Below are 17,440 nucleotides of genomic sequence, written 5' to 3'. Positions count from 1 at the left end.
CTATGTTAGCTGTTTGGACTCTCTCGCGGGCCTATCTGAGAAAGAAGAAGCTGCAGAACGGGCTGATCGCCCTGCTTATTCTGCTGTCAACGCTGCTCCTTGCGACCTCGTCAGCTGTCATCTCCAATACGTCGAATATTTTCACAGATAGACATAACGCAGAGAACGGCTCTCATCAGCTGCTCCTGCTTGGAGCTGGATTGCATGACCCGCAATTCGTCCATGATTGGTGGAAGAAGCAGGAAGGGGTAACTGCATCCGAGCTGATGCCTTATCGCAGTTTATCAGGCATTAATTATCAAGGCAAAGAGACTGCGAATATGTATTTGTACATGATGGATACGCAAGGGACTCCTCCCCGAGTAGACAATCTGGCAGTCGCGCAGGGCGCAAAGAGCGAGCAGCCAGAGCAAGGGACGGTCTGGGTTCCGACCTCGCTCGCTTCCTCCCATGGGCTTCATGCAGGCGATACGATAGAATTCAATACGGGTAATCATCGATTCGAGCTGACAATATCAGCCGTTGTGATCGATATCCCTTTTGGAGGACCATTCGCTACGAGTGCGCGCATCTGGATGAATAATGAGGATTACAAGGAACAGCTTCAAGAGATGCCGGGTACTGACAAGTACATGCTGGCGCTTCGATTCGAAGACTATGAGGAACAGGGAGGCTACTGGGAGAGATTCGAACAGGCTCTTGGCAGCCCATATCTGGAATCCAAAATGGAATTCGAAGAGATTGCTTCCTTCTATCTTATTATTAACCAAGTGATTGGTTTCATTATGGTTTTTCTAGGCATTGTGATGATGCTGGTAGCTCTGTACACGATTGGCTTCACAATCTCCGACGCCATTCTATCCCAATACAGAACGATTGGCGTGCTGAAGACGATTGGTCTGACAGCGAACAAAATCATTGCGGCCTATGTTCTTCAATATGCTTGTCTGGCCAGCATTGCTGTCATTCCCGGACTAATGGCTAGCAACTGGATCTCCCGCTTGATTGTGGCGAGCTCGCTCTCGGTATTGCGAACAGAGCATAATGACATCAGTTTGCAAGGGACGGCCGAAGCCATCGTTATTGGCGCTGCCATGTTCCTGCTGGTCATTATATGTGTGCTGTTTCATACGAATAAAGCTCGCTCCGTACAGCCTGTACAGGCGATCAGATACGGCATGTCCGAGGAGGAGAGCAGCAAATTGACAGGGCGGCTGCTTGCAGGAGGAGCTGAGAGCAGAGGCAGGGGCTTCGGCAGATTCCCGGTTGCTGCTGTGCTGGGCTTCAGACATATTCAAAAGCATCGGAAGGGTTCGCTTCTTATGTTGATTCTGGCGACGGTTACAACTGCTGTGCTAGTGCTGGGTTTCATTCTGATGAACAGTATATTTTCAATCAAGCAGACCGCATCATTATGGGGCTACGATTCCTCTGATATCGCTGTAACCATCGTGAACAAAGCGGCCTTTTCCCGTGAGAAGTTCGAGCAGGAGCTGCTGGCTGATTCCAGAATTAAAAATATCGGATGGATCGGGTATGCCAACAGCGTAATTCCATATGCGGATGCTCGTTCATTGAACATCAATACGTCAGTAGTTGACGGCAGCTATGAGGAGATGGGCTATACCGTATTAAAAGGGCATAACCCTCGCAATAAGAATGAAATAGCGATAGGCGTCAATGTCTCGCGGGAGCTTGGAAAGGAGATCGGCGATGTGGTGGAGGTGTATGTACAGGGGCACAAGTACAACCTTGCAGTGACCGGTATCTACCAAGCAATTGCGAACATGTCTTATTCAGCTAGAATGACCGCTGACACAATAAGGATGCACAATGCTGATTATAACGATATGGAGATCAGCTTGATCAATCTTCATGATAGTGAACAGTCGGATGCGTTTGTTAAAGCGCTGAATGCGAAGCAAGGGGAATCCGTATCGGCTGTAACGCAGCAGACATTATTGGACGCTGTTTATAAGGAGGCGGTATCTGTACTTATCGTCCCGATGAGCTTAATGGGATTGCTGTTTCTATTCGTTACCTTCATTATCATCTATACGACCTGCCGGATCAGTATCAGAAAAGAGGGCAAAACCTACGGCATCTATAAATCCATCGGAATGACCGCTAACAAAATTCGTATTTCAGTGACGTTGGGAATTGTGGCGGTTGCTGCCTTGGGAACTGCTTTGGGCGTATTCATCGGCGTCTATGTGCTGCCGTTCATGCTGGGAAGCGTGCTCGTGAATTACGGCCTCGTTGAGCTGCCTCTAATTCTAAGCTGGGGAGGCATAGTTGCAATGGCTGCAACGAGTTTGATCGCGGCTTTCCTTGGCTCATGGCTGTCTTCGAGGGTGATCAAGGGGACTTCGCCGCGCATACTAGTCGAAGAATGAGTGGCCTGCGCTCTAGCGTGATGGTGCAATCGTATTCATTGGCTAAACGGTTGAGTTCATTCTGTCGCTCCATACAGCTGCAGCGCTTTGGTTGCTGATTCATACATTCGGCGCTGCAGCAGCTTGCCGTCCACAATCTTGACCCGTTTGCCGAGGAAGCGGATTTTGGACAGCACATATTCGCTTTCATTATTGGCGAAGCGCAATGCAATCGTATAGCAATCGGTATCGGCATGGTAGTCGACGTCCTTTTCGAAGCAGGAGAAAGCATACAGAATACGTGACAGCTCACGGTTGTATTCCTGCATCACTTGTATCTTCGCGCTCGCCATGCGTTTATGCAGCTTCGCTTGGATATCGGCCAACAATCGCTCCGCGTGATCAGCAGCCAGCGGAAGCTCTGCAATCGCGGCGATCTTCGCCAGCCTCGTGCTCATCATGGAGCCATTCCTCATGTGATACCAGAGCAAATACCATTCTCGCTTCACCATGGAATATTCAAGCTTATAGGGGAGTCCCTCTTGCTCTTGATGGGCTTGCCCGCTCTTGACGGTATAACCGAGACGGATGCCGCTTCGGTTCACTATGATCCGGCGGAGGGTTCGCAGGTGGGGATGGTATACCTGCCGCTCCATGCTGCGGGCTTTCTCGATCAGATCCTCTTCAATAATGAACGGCTGTTCCTGCTCCAGAATCGAAGCCAGCTTCTTCAACGTCTCAGGTGCAAAAGCATCAGGAGCTGCCGGATGCAGCAGCATCGTCTTCAGCCAGCCCCGTTCATGAGCTGTGACCATAAAAGTGCCTGAGTCCTCCAGCCGCGAGAGGATGCCATGGTTAAAAATTTTCTCGAACAGATTCATAATACGTCTGCAGCTCCTTCCACTCCTCAATCATTTCCTTACGTAAAAAAGCAGGCTCAACCACCTCGCAGCTGGAACCGAAGCTGCGCAGCCAAGGCTTAATCTCGAACGTCCCGTTCACAATGATCTCATAAATAAAGGAATGCTCGTCTTCATCCATAATGACGCCCCATTGTCCTTGCAGCAGCACACGTTCCTTAATGAAATTGGGCTGCGAATGTCCCGGATTATAGAAGCGGGCTCGAACTGTTATAGGACGGCCGGTATCGATAAGCCAGCTGTACTTGATTCTCGCATCCAATTCCTCGCGTTTCTTCAGAAAATCCTCTTCAGCTGCCGCTTTCTCTTCGACCTCCATTTGTGTCATGCCTTCCATCCGATACTTCTTGATTCCTTGTCTGGAATCATAGGAGAGCAAATACCAGCGCCCATATTGATGGTCATAGACAACTTGAAGCGGAAGAGTCCGTTCCTGGCTGCCCTCTGCTTCGCGCTCGAACAACGGATTCGTGTTCTTGGAGGCGTAGCTTTTCGGTTTCTTCGGCGAGAAGTAGAGGAAGCTTATATAGCGGCGCTTGCGAATACAGTCCAGCAGTGTGAATAGATTCGCTTCATCAAGAATTCGCGAATAATAGTGATATTTGTATAGGAACGGCTCTGCCGCTCCAAGAGCCTCCTGCTGCCGATAAAGCTGCTTCTTCAAGCCGTCCCGCAGCAAGTACCCTTGAACAGATGGAATTTGCGTATTGGACATCACGTCAACGAAATGATACAGGTCAAGCAGCTCGTCCTGTGTGAGTTCAGTGACCAGATCATTATTAATGCGATAACGGAATGGACGAGGGCCGGGCTCGCGCGCAATGACGCCCACCTCTTCCAGGTATTTGAGATCCGAACGTATCGTCTTCTCGTCAGGCATCGGAAGCTCCGCTGGCAGGGTGCTGCAGCAGGCGTCCAATAGCTCCATCGTCGTTAGCGAGCTGTCCTGCATGGCGGCGAGCAGCAGCGAGATTCGCTGGCTTTCCGATTCTTTAAGAGACTTGGCGCGATAGAGAAACAGCAGCATCGGATCAGTCGAATCGTAGTAGCTGTAGCGAATCGTCTCTGCCAGCTCCTTGCCCTTGCTCTGCGGCAAGTTCTGTTGAACGGAGCTGACGATGTCCTTCAGTCGTTTGATCGTTTTATCAAACGTATGGACGGAGATGCCTAGCCGCTCGGCAAACTGCCCTCTGCTGTATGCGCCGCTCGTGAGGACTAGCATGCGTAGAAACTGTATTTCCTTATCGAAGCTTTCCTTGGCCACCCGCTGTACCTCCGCTCTGAGATGAAATACTTCCATTCATTGTATCAGGTGATAGATAAGAAGAAAAAGAGGCAATATTCGTCTCGTAATACTTTCGCCATGTTCGGAAGTCAAATAATAAGCGATGATAAAACCCAGCAAAGCGAACAAGAGGAGGTCACAATCACTCATGCAACATATCAATCATGGAAACAACCATCATGAAATGAAGCTGGAGCATGGCAAGCTGCATGTCTTCGCTAACGAGGAGATTTTTCAATCCTTCGAATCCAAGGTATATGAGATGGCGAATAACAATCTGCGAATTCCGCGGAATGTATATATGAGCTACACACCCGATGCGCATGTAGGCGTTGGAACCTGTATTGGAACAACAGCAGTATGGAGAATGAAGGACGGCTGTGTATCGCCATCGATTGTAGGCGTTGATATCGGCTGCGGCATGCGTGTTCACACAACACCGCTGCATCGCAACGATATTCAGGATAAAGGGGTTCGCAGAGCGTTGATCTCGGCCATTGAGAAATATGTTCCGACGAATGAGCGCACGAATTCGCATTATGCGGATATTGACCTGCTGAATATCGTAAAGCATGGACTACTTGGTCTGCCTGAGAAATATGTGCCTGACAACCAATGGATGACACATGTAGAGCAATCTTCTTTCCAGTTCGATCACGCTTACCTGGAGAATCATCTGCCGCCTCGCATTCAGAAGAATGCTCACGGGCAGCTGGGAACGCTTGGGGGCGGCAATCATTTTATTGAAATTCAATACTTGGAAATTAATGAGGAGCAGCGGGAGTTGGCTGCCAAGTGGGGACTGTTCGAGGGGCAAGTGGTCGTTATGATTCATTCTGGATCACGAGCCTGGGGAGCCATGCTTGGAAGAGAATATACGCGATCGCTCAAGGAAGCGATGGAGCTATGGGGAGTCCAGAATCCTGATCCCAATCTCATTTATGCGCCAATTGCGAGTCAGGAGGGCGGGGCTTACTTGAACCTCATGTACTCCGCGCTGAACTTTGCGGTCACCAACAGACATATGATCGCCTTTGGCGTTCGTGAAGCGTTTAGAGAAGTATTCGGTTCAGCATTGGAGCTGCCTGTCCTGTATGACCTGATGCATAATTATGCGCTTAAGGAATTCCACGACAACAAGCCGATGCTCGTTCATCGCAAGGGAGCTACGAGAGCATTGCCTCCCCAACACTTTCTGAACACGCCGGCCTACAGGGCAACAGGACATCCGGCGCTTATCCCAGGCTCAATGGGGACCTCCTCCTACATTATGATCGGACGGGAAGAAGGGAGCAAGAACTTCTATTCCATCTGTCATGGCGCAGGAAGAGCTAGATCCCGCCGGGCGACCAAGGAACTGGTCACTATTGATCAGTTTCAGCAGTCGCTGCGGATTGGAACAGAGGATGAGGTGCTGGTGAATCACCGCTCACTGGAGACGATTCTCGATGAATGTCCGCAAGCTTATAAGGATGTGGATGCCATTATCGATAGTATCGTTGGCGCATCCTTGGCGGATGTAGTCGCCAAATGCAAGCCTATGGCTGCTATCAAAGGTATTTAATTGTGCTATTAAAGATTGTATCAATAATAGATCGGGTTACATGATGAGGTGACTATACTTCGCAGGGATTTCAGAACGGTCCCGCAGTGCCCGCGCATGTTGTGCGCAGGTATGCTGTATAGCTTTCACCGTCATTAATCCTCCAACTGTCAAGGGTTCGAATCCCTTATCGCTACAAAGCGATTAGCTCAGTGGTAGAGCGCTCGACTTATAATCGAGACTACGATGAAACAGTAAACCTATAAGGGAGGAATTCTCGCGCTGGCATTGCCGCAGCACTGAAGCTTGACTATGCAATGGGCGGATACCGATAGGAGGAACCGTATGCCAGAAGCTTTGAACGGAAATGAACGGGTTAGAGGTTGAAGTTGAGCCGCTGACCGAATCATGGACATTCATAGCGGACGGATTCGTTTCCACCTGTCTCAAGCTCCATTCCGTCCCAGCCTCAGGGAGAATTCCTGACTTACAGGATGACAAAGGAGTGTGACAACGAATGTTCAAAAAAATAATTATAAAAGCGGATGAACGAGGACTGCTGTTCAAGCGGGGCAGCTACGTGAAGCATCTGCAGCCAGGCATTCACAGGTTCTCCTCGTTCACTGATGATACAGTCATTGTGCAAAATGTGCTGAGACCGTTCGCGCCTGTGGACAAAGAGCTTGATGTCTTCCTGCAGGATGCGGAGCTTATGCGGGAGCTCGCAATCGCAGATGTTCAAGACAATGAATATGTGCTGCATTACGTGGACGGCAAATTTGTATCGCTGCTAACATCGGGCACGTATGCATTCTGGAATGTGATGAAGAGACATACCTTCGTAACGGTTGATATTCTGAGTCCGGAATTTACGCAGGAGGTGAAGCTGACGATTCTGCCCAAGCTGCACGGCTACTTTCAGATGTTCGAGGTGGCTGGACATGAATCAGGCATCCTGTATTACAACAACGTCATTCAGAGAGAGCTGCAGCCCGGCAAATATTACTTCTGGAAGGGACCTGTGTCCGTAGCGGTGAAGACATTGGATCTGCGCCAGCAGCAACTGGATATGACGGGACAGGAGATTATGACAGAGGACAAGGTGACGCTGCGGCTTAACTTTGTATGTCAATATAAAATAGTGAATTCGCTCAAGTCGCTCGAAATCAAGTCGTTCGAGGATCAAGTATACATCCTGCTGCAGCTTATACTGCGCGAATATGTGGGAACGTTGAAGCTGGATGATCTGCTGCGAATGAAGCAGGAGATCGGGGAGTTCGTTCTGTCACGGCTGAATGACAAGAGCGAGAGCTATGGCGTGCAGTTTATTTCGGCGGGGGTTAAGGATATTATTCTGCCAGGCGATATCAAGGACATTCTGAATACAGTGCTGCTTGCAGAGAAGAAGGCGCAAGCCAACATTATCACTCGTCGTGAAGAAACGGCTTCAACCCGAAGCCTCATGAACACAGCCAAGCTGATGGATGAGAACGGTACCTTGTACCGACTGAAGGAGCTGGAGTTTCTAGAGAAGATTTGCGAGAAGATTGGCACAATCTCGCTAACGGGCGGAGACAATCTGCTGGAGCAGTTGAATTCATTGCTTAGTGTCAGAAGCACGGAAAAGTAAAAATCTAGGCTGTTGAGAAAGTCCATGGGACGTTACCCGTCGGTACATTGGGTCGGTACGCCCTATGTCGCTCCAACCGTTGCTTGCATCTGCATTACTGCAAAAATACAGTTAACATGGCCAGAATGGACCATTTCAAGCCCCTTACCTGCAAAAGTGCAGTGAAAAAACAAAAAAGTACAGGATATGCTCGTTTCTGGTGATCGTTGATGTATTTTTGCATTTACTCTGGCTCTGGGCAGCTATATGGGATACAGGAGAGGTACTTTTGCAGTTATATAATGCCGATTGATCATATAGTCGGTGTAATTGGTATTGCAAGCACATTTCCCACATAGGGCTTTCTCAACAGTCTGAAGGGGCTGTCTAGAAAGTCGCTTAATGATTTCAGAGCCCCCACTAAGCCCCCCCATATAGGATAAAAAAGATGCTTCCAGCCCCACTTTTTATAGTGGTTTTGGAGGCATCTTTTCACATCATTTGGGACGGACTCATTGGATATTTGACTTTCTAGATAGCCCGTTTTTTTTGCTGATTCTTTAGTGTGCTGCGGTAACAGCCATTCCGGCTGTGCGGCTAATCAGGCTGGCTCGGAATGAGCAACTGGAGGCCATTGGCCTGCCATATATCCTTGCAGACTTCCTCGATATACCTGGTTAAGCGCTTTCGCTTGTTCAATATCGGAAGGCGTAACCAGATCGGAGGGCTTGGAGCTGACTAAGACGCCATTCTCCTCCAATATCGAAGCTACGAATTGTGTGCAGAAGTATGCGTTCTTGCGAACGATGCGTTTATTTATCAATACACCGAACAGTCCAAGCAGATTGTATTTGTACCGATGCTCATTTCTCTCTATCTCTTCGATGTGCATGCGGATTTTATCATACGTCTTCTTACTAACGCTGCAATAGTAGAGGGCGCATGTAGCGCGGTCGAACATCTCGCTTGTCATATCTTCTCTCACGAAACCGCCAATTAGCGGATTCCGCTGGTTTTTGCGGCCAAAGCTGTACACTTCCTTCAACTCCCGATCCAATGCGATAGAGGCGTGATTCAGAGGAGCCTTCGTAAACATGCGAATCAGTCTAGTGAAAAGTGTTCCTGTATCTGTTAGAAGGACATAGATGTGGCATGTTTCTTTCATTATTACCATCCCCCGTGATGTGCTCTCGATTCGTCTATTGCCTAATATTATATTGCAGAGACCTTCATTAAGAATCGCACCTGAGGTGGGTTTCGAACCCGACTTAAGTCGGAGTATCATTTGTGATCGCATTATTGCAATTTCTGTTTCAAGATTTGAACATACTTGATATCCAGTTCTGTAATTTTAGAGACCAGCTCAGGATCAAGCCCTTCCTTTAATGCTTTCTTCGCGATTCTTAAACTATATTTGGGCTTATAGAGAATGAAAATAATTCATGGTAAGTACTCTTGCACTCCTTTCTCCAAATATTGAACCAATTCCAGAACCCTTCCAGAGTACGGTTCGCAGCATTGTGCTGCTGTTCCCATTCCAACAACCGGCTTGTGTCCATTGAACCGTTCACCTTGCCTTACTATTCTTCCTTCTTTTATGCTACCATAATAGGAATTGTTTATCATTACTAAAATGGGGGACTGTATCAGAAATGTCTCAGGCCAATGCGCGATTTGTTCGTCAATTCGAACTGGAGGAGCTTCTTGGGCTTTATAAGCATCTGCATAAGGATGATCCCGAGCTGGATGGCAATGAAATTAGCGGTCTATGGAATGAAATAATGAATGATCCTTATATGAAAATCATTGTAGTCGAGAAGGATGGAATTGTTGCAGCCTCCTGCGTCATTACGATCATCAAAAATTTGACGAGAGGCGCGCGGCCGTATGGTCTTATCGAGAATGTCGTCACGCACAGCGCATATAGGAAGCAAGGCTTTGGGAGGATGGCGCTGGACAAGGCGATTGAATACGCGAAGGACTATCATTGCTATAAGGTGATGCTGCTGACAGGAGCCAAGCGCGAAGGAATTCATCAATTTTACGAAAGCTGTGGATTTCTGAAAGGGTTGAAAACTGGGTTTATAAAGAAGTTCGATTAATGCGAATCAACTTCTATATTTCGAGCATGAAAAAGATGCAATAATAAAGTAGAATTGAATAAGCAAGTCTGTAAATAAATGAAGCGGAGGACTAGATGGCCAATACAATAAGGAACAGCAGCTTAGCGGATCCTACGCCTATGGGGAGTTATAAACAAGAGGATGTAATCTTTCTTCTGAAAGACCTGAGCGATGTGAATTTGGAGAGAAATAACGAGGACAGGGAAGTTGCAATTCAGACAGGAGTTCATTACTCTGAAATGCTGCCGGTTGAATATCAGCCGACGCCGGAATACTTGCAGTTGTTTCACGACACGCTTCGCGAATCAGCCAAGAGAATTGCATATGCCGTTGGCATTGTATCGGAAATTATCGTGAAGAAAAAGGGGACCCGAATTACGCTGGCTTCGCTAGCGAGAGCCGGGACTCCGATTGGCGTGCTAATAAAGCGTTATGTGAAGGCGATGCATGGGGTGGAGCTGCCTCATTACAGCATTTCGATCATTCGAGGAAAAGGAATCGATCAGAATGCGCTTCAATATATGCTTCAGCATCATCCAGATTATGATATTCAGTTTGTAGACGGGTGGACAGGCAAGGGCGCAATACGCAAGGTGCTCATCGAGGCTTGTCAGGAGATGAAGTCCAAGTACGGTATCCAGTTGGATGACGATCTTGCTGTGCTTGCAGACCCCGGCTACTGCGCGGGCACGTATGGGACGAGAGAGGACTATCTCATTCCCAGCGCTTGTCTCAACTCAACGGTATCCGGTCTTATGAGCCGCACCGTTCTGCGGGATGATCTGATCGGTCCGAATGATTATCACGGGGCTAAATTTTATAAGGAATGGCTGGATTCGGATGTGTCCAATCTGTTCGTAGATACGGTAGAAGCTCACTTCAAGGAGATAGAGTCTGATGCCAAGATTGAGGCGGACAGGCTGCTCTCAAGCCCCCAGGAAACAGCGGTCACTTGGAGCGGGATGAAGGATATCGAGCGGATTCAGCGCGAATTCGGAATAACGGATGTCAATCTTGTTAAACCGGGAGTAGGCGAAACGACACGAGTGCTGCTGCGAAGAGTGCCATGGAAGATTCTTGTGGATCGGCTTGATAATCCGAATCTGAAGCATATTCTTCTACTAGCTAAGGACCGTCAAGTTCCGGTAGAGGAATATCCAGATTTGACGTTCTCATGCTGCGGAATTATTAAACCCCTTAGGGAGGCAGAGCAATGATTTTTGCCAGTGATCTGGATCAGACATTGATTTATTCGGAGAGGTCGAAAGGGAATGTGCCTGCCGAAGAGATGGAGCCGGTTGAGCTTTATGAAGGAAGACATATATCGTTTATGACCAAGAGAGCGATAGAGAAGCTGCAGCAGCTCGTCACTTTGACACAGTTCATTCCTGTCACGACTCGAACACCGGAGCAGTATCATCGCGTCTTCGGCATTACGGACACTTTTCGACCTCTATACGCAATCGTCAGCAATGGGGGGACCATTCTGGAGAATGGGCAGCCCGACCAGGAATGGAACAGCATTGTTCGCCAAGCGGTCAAGACACATTGCGCTGAGCAGGCGGAGATATTCAGTCTATTCGATGCGATTGCCGCTCCTCATTGGGTGAAATCCTCCCGTCTATGCGACGAGTTGTTCTACTCCATCGTAGTTGAGAGAGAGCAGCTGCCGATAGATGCGATAGAAGAGCTGAAGAAGCAGATTGCGCCGCTGGGATGGAGCTATTCGCTTCAGGGACGCAAGATCTACCTTGTGCCGGAGAAAGTGAGCAAAGGCGCCGCCATCCAGTATGTGAAGGAGAAGCTGCAATCTGGCTATGTATTCGCAGCGGGAGACAGCTTGCTGGACGAAAGTTTGCTGCTGGCAGCTGATTATGCCATTGCACCTGCTCATGGAGAGCTAGGCCGATTGAAGGACGCTAATCCGCATATCTCTTTCACCAAGCTTACGGGGGCTTCGGCTTCCGAAGAGCTGCTGGATATTATTATTGAACAAGCGGGCAAACGCATAGCAGCAGGAATCGTATAGGATGGGAATGGCACTTTAGCTGCAATCCAGGAAGGAAAGTTCAAATGACGCGAATTTATATGAATCGCTGGTTTTCGGTTGCTTATCATTATATCCATATGATTCGTAATAACTCTGATGGTGAGAAGTTTATATTTTATGGCACACATCCTGATATTCAGCATATGTCGCTGCTGGCAGCAGATCATGCGGAGACGGAGCCCGCTGTCACAGGGTTGGAATATGTGAACTTCTGTGTGGCGTTCTGTGCCAGGCATGAGATCGACATCTTCATACCTCGGCTGCATATGGAAGAGATCGCACGGCATATCCATCTGTTCGATGAGATCGGTACGAAGGTGATGGTGTGCAGAGATATTGAGCTGCTTGAGGCGATGATGGAGAAGGACAGGTTCTACGAAATGCTGGGAGGCAAGGACCTTGTTGCAATCCCGGAATACAGAGTCGTTAACACGGCGGCTGATTTCAAGAAGGCGTACGAGCAATTATCGGCGCAAGATATGAAGGTTTGCTTCAAGCCAACGAAGGCCGAGGGCGGCAATGGCTTTCGCATGATCGACAATGATCTGGATTCACTTGGCGAGCTGTTTAGTTATGTTACGGTATCTACTACGTTCCAGCGGGCATATGATACATTGGCGCTGACAGAGCAGTTCGAGGATTTGATGGTGATGGAGCTGCTGGAGGGACCGGAATATAGCATTGACTGCATCTCAACAGCTAAAGGTGAGCTTATAACGGCTATTCCTCGGAGAAAGTCGGAAGGAAGATTGTATTTGCTTGAGGATGTTCCTGAGCTTCAAGCCATCTCCGAGCGAATTGCGGAGGCGTTGCGTATCCCTTATGCTTTCAACATTCAGGTGCGCTATAACCAAGGCATACCGAAGCTGCTGGAAATTAATCCGCGCATGTCCGGCGGTTTGTATATTACCTGCCTGTCGGGTGTGAACATGCCGTATTTGGCGGTTCGCTCCATTATGGGCAAGCCGATTGAGCCGCCTGAGCCGCAGCTCGGCATTACGGCCAGCTTTGTCGAGCAGGCTTTAATTATGGAGGCTAGACAGTTTGCGAAATAAACATGCCGCGTTTTATCCATAAGCCGGTATGCATAGATGGAATTCGCCACACCGCGCGCGGTGTGGCTTTTGCATGAACGCTGCAATAAATAGTTGATATTCAGTTTATGTTGATTTGATATGATGACTCCGGTAGATACCTTATAGAGAAAAAGGAGAGCAGATCATGCATAAATTGTTGTCCCCAATTACGGATTGGGTTTCGACTAAACGGGGAATGTGGATTACGCTTATCGTTTGGTTAGTGTTAGTTGGTGGTCTTAGTGCAGGTCCAAAGTTAAATGATTACAAAGTGACCGATTTTCAATCGTTGCCAGATGAGGCGCAATCTATCGTTGCCGAAAATGAGCTGGAAAAATATTTTCCGAACGAGCAGGGGATGCCTGGCATTCTAGTTTTCCATAATGAGAATGGAAAGATTGACATAACTGAAGTACAACAGATTATGGACGGTATTCTAGCTGCTGATATTAAAGGGATCGATGCTATTGTCAATTTGGCTGATTTACCGCCAGTGGCAGCAGAGGAGTTTATTTCAGACAACCAATCAACCTTGATCATCCCAATGAGCTTGGAAAAGGGACTTGGAAATAATGAATACGCCGAAATAAACGATAAGGCTACCGAAATTGGCAATAAGATTGCTGATTCATTAAAAAGCACTAGCTTCTATATTACAGGACCGGCAGGTATAGCAGGAGATACGATAAAGTTGTTTGAAAGTGCAGACTTCGTTCTTCTTCTTGCAACAATTGTAATTATATTGCTTTTATTGATTGTTATTTACCGCTCCCCGTTACTGGCGTTTATTCCATTGCTAGCGACAATCATTGTTTATCAGGTTTCCAATCAGACCATTGCGCTGATGGGTGCGGCAGGTTTAGAGATTAACAACTCTACAACTTCCATAATGAGCATCCTATTATTCGCGGCTGTTATCGATTACTCCCTATTCGTTTTCTCAAGATATCGTGAAGAGTTGAACCATCACCAAAGCAAGAACGAAGCGATGAAGCATGCAATGCGTGCAACGGGAGAGCCGGTCTTCTTTGCTGGCGGTACCGTTCTTGCGGCGATGCTCATCTTGTTTTTTGCTGACTTCCGAGACTATGCTAACTTTGCTCCAGTGTTCGGGATGTCCATTTTCATTATCATGTTAGCCTCCATAACGTTAGTACCGGCATTGTTTGTGTTATTTGGACGCAAGGCGTTTTGGCCTAAAGTTCCAACGTTCGGAGCAGCAAAGGAACTGAAGCATGGCATATGGGGACCTGTAGCAAAGTTTGTCGTCAATAAGCCGTTTATTTCCGGCGGAGCCGTTGCCATTATTATGATTGTAACGATGTTCAATGTATTCAATCTCAATTTTGAGTTCAATACTGTTAAATCTTTTCCAGAAGATTTGCCCTCTCGCGTAGGATATGAGATTGTGGAAGAAAATTTTGATAAAGGTGAACTAGCGCCTTCATCCTTATTGGTTGTAAGTAAACAAGCGATTTCAGAGCAATCCATAGAACAGCTGGCAAAAGCGCTCGCTTCCTATGATGAGATAGCCTCTACGCGACTCTCAGGTCAGTCAGAGGATAAACAGGCCATAAAATACAGTGTTGCTCTTTCGTTAAATCCTTACTCTGTAGAAGCAATTGACTTTATGGAGGATTTGCGGGATCAAAGTGAAGGGCTGCTAAGCGATGCCTCCCTTACAGGGGAAGCTCATTTTGCAGGTGTGACAGCCAAATTAGTTGATGAGCGTAATGTGAACAACCGAGATATAGTAACAATTGTGGTGCTTGAAACGCTTCTTATTCTTGGTCTTCTGTTCTTCTTGACACGATCATGGAAAATGCCGATCTATATGATGGCAACGATCCTTCTCTCTTATGTTTCGGCATTAGGGATTGGAATTTTCCTTGTTGACGCGCTCTTTGGATATGAAGCGATAAGTACGCGCGTTCCGGTGTATGCGTTCATTTTCTTAGTGGCATTAGGAATCGACTATAATATCATTTTGGTTTCCAGATTTATGGAAGAACGTAAAAAGCACCGTGTTAAGGAAGCTTTAGAAATTGCAATTCGCAATACAGGAGGGGTCATCTCATCTGCAGGGGTCATTTTGGCCGCAACCTTCGCAGCCCTCATGACGATGCCGATCGCTGATTTATTCGTATTTGGCTTCATGGTAGCGATCGGTATTCTGATTGATACGTTCTTAGTCCGAGGAATACTTTTACCAGCTCTTATTCTTTTCTTTGAAAAGGATAAAAAAGTAGAAACAAGTTCATAATGATTTAGTGAGCACAGAGATTTCTATTTCTGTGCTCACTCTCCATATAAGGAGGAAAAAGCATGGAAATTCTTGTTGTAGACGACGATCCCTATATACAACAACTCGTATCCATTCACTTAACAAGAGCAGGATATAAAGTGCTGCAAGCAGACGATGCCAAGCAAGCCTTGCAATTGTTGGAAAGTAAACTCGTTGATTTAGCTATTATAGATGTCATGATGCCAGGTATGGACGGTTATGCATTAACAAGAGTACTTACCCAAGATTTGCTCATCCCTGTTATATTATTAACCGCCAAAGGACAACTAGAGGATAAAGAAAAAGGTTTTCTTTCAGGGACAGAGGATTATATTGTTAAGCCATTCGAGCCCAAAGAACTGCTCTTTCGGGTAGCGGTGATACTAAGAAGATTTGAACGCTCCATTCGCGATAACTTGCAAATTAGCAATCTTTCGATTAATCGGAACGACTTTGAAGTAACGATCGAGCAAGAGACTTTGCTCATGCCTCTGAAAGAATTTGAAATTCTTTCTCTCTTGGTTTCTCGTGCGAGCAAGGTGACGTCACGCAGTTTGTTAATCGAACATGTGTGGGGGGCGGATTTTGAAGGAAATGAATCGACGTTAAATACACATATTAACCGAATCCGTGATCGATTAAAGCGCCATGATGCAAAAGTAGAAATTCAGACTGTACGAGGCATCGGGTATAAATTAGAGGAATTAACATGACGACATTGTACAGACAGTTTATTGCGGCTGCTCTTTTCATTTTAATGGTCAGCACCATAATTGGTTTAATTATTGCAAACTTTTTTTATCTGAATGTTACCAAAGAAAATACAGACAAGCATCAAGTTGCGATTGCGCAAGAGACAGTGAACGTTTTGCAGCAAGTGCATCAATCGAATTCCGGCTTCAATAGCTACTTGCATTCTGTTGCAAAGCTCGGTTACCAAATCTATGTCATCAACGAAAACGGTGAACAATTTTTTTTCGGCGAGCCTTTTGAAGATGCAACACTTCCGGAAGAGGCGCTTCGAGTTATTACCCACGGTGAAATTTACCATGGCATTAACAATTTTTCGAACAATACCTTTATGATGGGGCATTTTGCAAATGAACTAAAAAATACGGTAGGAGTTCCTTTTTCCTATGAACAGCAGCAATATGGCTTATTTATCCGTCCGGATATTAAATTAATTTCAACAGATATCCATACTGTGTTAATTGTCTTTATTTTAGTGATAGCTATAGTGAATGTTTTAGGTATGCTGTGGCTTGCGAAGAAAATAACCCGCCCTATTACACAACTGACTGAAGCAACTAAACAAATAGCAAAAGAAAATTACAGCTATCCGCTAAACATCAAAAGAAAAGATGAAATCGGTCAATTATCTGCCAGTTTCAATCTTATGCAAACCCAGTTAGCGCATAATGATTTAGCTAGAATAACATTTATTAATAATGTATCGCATGATTTTCAATCTCCTTTGATGAACATTCAGGGATACGCAGAGCTATTAAAGTCCGCTTCAATTAAAGAGGAGGAACGTTATGAATTTGCAGGCATTATTGAAAAAGAGACAAAACGTCTATCAAATTTAACGAAACAGCTTCTTATACTGACCTCCTTAGATCAAGCCGCTTATCCGATGAAGTACAAAAATTTTCATCTGGATGCTCAATTAAAAGAAGTGATAAAGAAATATAGATGGCGCATTGAAGAGGGGAATTTAGAAATTTCGTATAAGCTGCCCGCTACTACTATTCGTGGAGATGAGGAGCTTCTTGCAATTGTTTGGGATAACCTCCTAACGAATGCGATTAAATACAATCATGCTGGCGGCAATATAGAAATCAGCCTATTGTCGGAAGGCAATTGTATTGGGGTCGTATTTAAAGATACAGGAATAGGAATTGAGCCTGACAACATGCCTCAATTATTTGATAAATTTTTTCGAGTGGATTCATCGCGGACAAAAGAAGGGACAGGACTGGGGTTATCCATTGTGCAGCAAATTGTACATTTGCATCATGGACAAATAGATATAGCGAGTACGAGCGGCAAGGGCAGCATATTTACTATTATATTGCCTAGACCCAATAACGATACTGCAGCTTTGCAATCAAGCTCCAATCAAAATATGCGATAAGTGTTGCAGGAACAGCTTATCGCATATTACTTGTTCCA

At 46.4% G+C, this 17,440-nt stretch carries 13 protein-coding genes and 1 tRNA gene; 11 read left to right on the top strand and 3 right to left on the bottom strand.

Going from position 1 to position 17,440, the window contains the following annotated elements; genetic code table 11:
• The first annotated feature begins 2 nt into the window (after nt 1-2).
• Nucleotides 3-2,396, top strand: coding sequence for an FtsX-like permease family protein (locus tag L6H65_RS06790; protein ID WP_236339750.1), 2,394 nt, complete (start codon nt 3-5; stop codon nt 2,394-2,396).
• Nucleotides 2,397-2,452: 56 nt separating this feature from the next.
• On the opposite strand, the gene L6H65_RS06785 is transcribed toward L6H65_RS06790, so the two are convergent.
• A complete protein-coding gene (locus L6H65_RS06785; protein WP_236339749.1) occupies nt 2,453-3,256 on the bottom strand; it encodes a WYL domain-containing protein in 804 nt (267 codons plus the stop codon).
• Entirely contained in the window at nt 3,231-4,559 is a 1,329-nt protein-coding gene (locus tag L6H65_RS06780; RefSeq protein ID WP_236339748.1) for a helix-turn-helix transcriptional regulator, read from the bottom strand. Before L6H65_RS06780 ends, L6H65_RS06785 begins: the two co-directional genes overlap by 26 nt.
• Before the next feature lie 169 nt (nt 4,560-4,728).
• On the opposite strand from L6H65_RS06780, the gene L6H65_RS06775 reads away from it, so the two are divergent.
• From L6H65_RS06775 to L6H65_RS06765, 3 genes are all read left to right on the top strand, one after another.
• Nucleotides 4,729-6,144, top strand: a complete 1,416-nt coding sequence (locus tag L6H65_RS06775; RefSeq protein WP_236339747.1) for an RtcB family protein — start codon at nt 4,729-4,731, stop codon at nt 6,142-6,144.
• A gap of 176 nt (nt 6,145-6,320) precedes the next feature.
• Nucleotides 6,321-6,407 (top strand) — tRNA-Ile (locus L6H65_RS06770).
• Nucleotides 6,408-6,640: 233 nt separating this feature from the next.
• Nucleotides 6,641-7,753, top strand: a complete 1,113-nt coding sequence (locus L6H65_RS06765) for a slipin family protein (RefSeq protein WP_236339746.1) — start codon at nt 6,641-6,643, stop codon at nt 7,751-7,753.
• Nucleotides 7,754-8,333: 580 nt separating this feature from the next.
• Here the strand turns inward: L6H65_RS06765 and L6H65_RS06760 are convergent.
• Nucleotides 8,334-8,897 carry a hypothetical protein gene (locus L6H65_RS06760; protein WP_236339745.1) on the bottom strand — a complete coding sequence of 188 codons (564 nt, stop codon included), beginning with the start codon at nt 8,895-8,897 and terminating at the stop codon, nt 8,334-8,336.
• Between the two features lie 487 nt (nt 8,898-9,384).
• On the opposite strand from L6H65_RS06760, the gene L6H65_RS06755 reads away from it, so the two are divergent.
• The 7 genes from L6H65_RS06755 (at nt 9,385) to L6H65_RS06725 (ending at nt 17,402) form a co-directional block, all read left to right on the top strand.
• Entirely contained in the window at nt 9,385-9,834 is a 450-nt protein-coding gene (locus L6H65_RS06755) for a GNAT family N-acetyltransferase (RefSeq protein WP_236339744.1), read from the top strand.
• A 95-nt stretch (nt 9,835-9,929) separates the two neighbouring features.
• Nucleotides 9,930-11,072, top strand: a complete 1,143-nt coding sequence (locus L6H65_RS06750) for a cysteine protease StiP family protein (RefSeq protein ID WP_236339743.1) — start codon at nt 9,930-9,932, stop codon at nt 11,070-11,072.
• Nucleotides 11,069-11,884, top strand: a complete 816-nt coding sequence (locus L6H65_RS06745; protein WP_236339742.1) for an HAD family hydrolase — start codon at nt 11,069-11,071, stop codon at nt 11,882-11,884. The genes L6H65_RS06750 and L6H65_RS06745 overlap by 4 nt, the downstream gene beginning before the upstream one ends.
• A gap of 44 nt (nt 11,885-11,928) precedes the next feature.
• Complete coding sequence (locus L6H65_RS06740) at nt 11,929-12,960, top strand: ATP-grasp domain-containing protein (protein ID WP_236339741.1); 1,032 nt, start codon at nt 11,929-11,931, stop codon at nt 12,958-12,960.
• A gap of 166 nt (nt 12,961-13,126) precedes the next feature.
• Nucleotides 13,127-15,244, top strand: coding sequence for an MMPL family transporter (locus L6H65_RS06735; RefSeq protein WP_236339740.1), 2,118 nt, complete (start codon nt 13,127-13,129; stop codon nt 15,242-15,244).
• Nucleotides 15,245-15,306: 62 nt separating this feature from the next.
• A complete protein-coding gene (locus L6H65_RS06730; protein WP_236339739.1) occupies nt 15,307-15,978 on the top strand; it encodes a response regulator transcription factor in 672 nt (223 codons plus the stop codon).
• Nucleotides 15,975-17,402, top strand: a complete 1,428-nt coding sequence (locus L6H65_RS06725; protein WP_236339738.1) for a sensor histidine kinase — start codon at nt 15,975-15,977, stop codon at nt 17,400-17,402. The genes L6H65_RS06730 and L6H65_RS06725 overlap by 4 nt, the downstream gene beginning before the upstream one ends.
• Nucleotides 17,403-17,440: the final 38 nt, after the last annotated feature.

It is taken from the genome of Paenibacillus plantiphilus (genome assembly GCF_927798095.1).
Taxonomy (GTDB): Bacteria; Bacillota; Bacilli; order Paenibacillales; family Paenibacillaceae; genus Paenibacillus_Z; species Paenibacillus_Z plantiphilus.
Note: the sequence above shows the minus strand (reverse complement) of the source record. Positions and strands in the feature narration are given on the sequence as shown.

Excerpts from the sequence above, each read along its gene's own strand:
- L6H65_RS06760 (WP_236339745.1), bottom strand. The coding sequence starts at position 8,897 with ATGAAAGAAACATGCCACATCTATGTCCTTCTAACAGATACAGGAACA.
- L6H65_RS06725 (WP_236339738.1), top strand. The coding sequence starts at position 15,975 with ATGACGACATTGTACAGACAGTTTATTGCGGCTGCTCTTTTCATTTTA.
- L6H65_RS06750 (WP_236339743.1), top strand. The coding sequence starts at position 9,930 with ATGGCCAATACAATAAGGAACAGCAGCTTAGCGGATCCTACGCCTATG.
- L6H65_RS06745 (WP_236339742.1), top strand. The coding sequence starts at position 11,069 with ATGATTTTTGCCAGTGATCTGGATCAGACATTGATTTATTCGGAGAGG.
- L6H65_RS06785 (WP_236339749.1), bottom strand. The coding sequence starts at position 3,256 with ATGAATCTGTTCGAGAAAATTTTTAACCATGGCATCCTCTCGCGGCTG.
- L6H65_RS06735 (WP_236339740.1), top strand. The coding sequence starts at position 13,127 with ATGCATAAATTGTTGTCCCCAATTACGGATTGGGTTTCGACTAAACGG.
- L6H65_RS06755 (WP_236339744.1), top strand. The coding sequence starts at position 9,385 with ATGTCTCAGGCCAATGCGCGATTTGTTCGTCAATTCGAACTGGAGGAG.
- L6H65_RS06730 (WP_236339739.1), top strand. The coding sequence starts at position 15,307 with ATGGAAATTCTTGTTGTAGACGACGATCCCTATATACAACAACTCGTA.
- L6H65_RS06765 (WP_236339746.1), top strand. The coding sequence starts at position 6,641 with ATGTTCAAAAAAATAATTATAAAAGCGGATGAACGAGGACTGCTGTTC.
- L6H65_RS06790 (WP_236339750.1), top strand. The coding sequence starts at position 3 with ATGTTAGCTGTTTGGACTCTCTCGCGGGCCTATCTGAGAAAGAAGAAG.
- L6H65_RS06775 (WP_236339747.1), top strand. The coding sequence starts at position 4,729 with ATGCAACATATCAATCATGGAAACAACCATCATGAAATGAAGCTGGAG.
- L6H65_RS06740 (WP_236339741.1), top strand. The coding sequence starts at position 11,929 with ATGACGCGAATTTATATGAATCGCTGGTTTTCGGTTGCTTATCATTAT.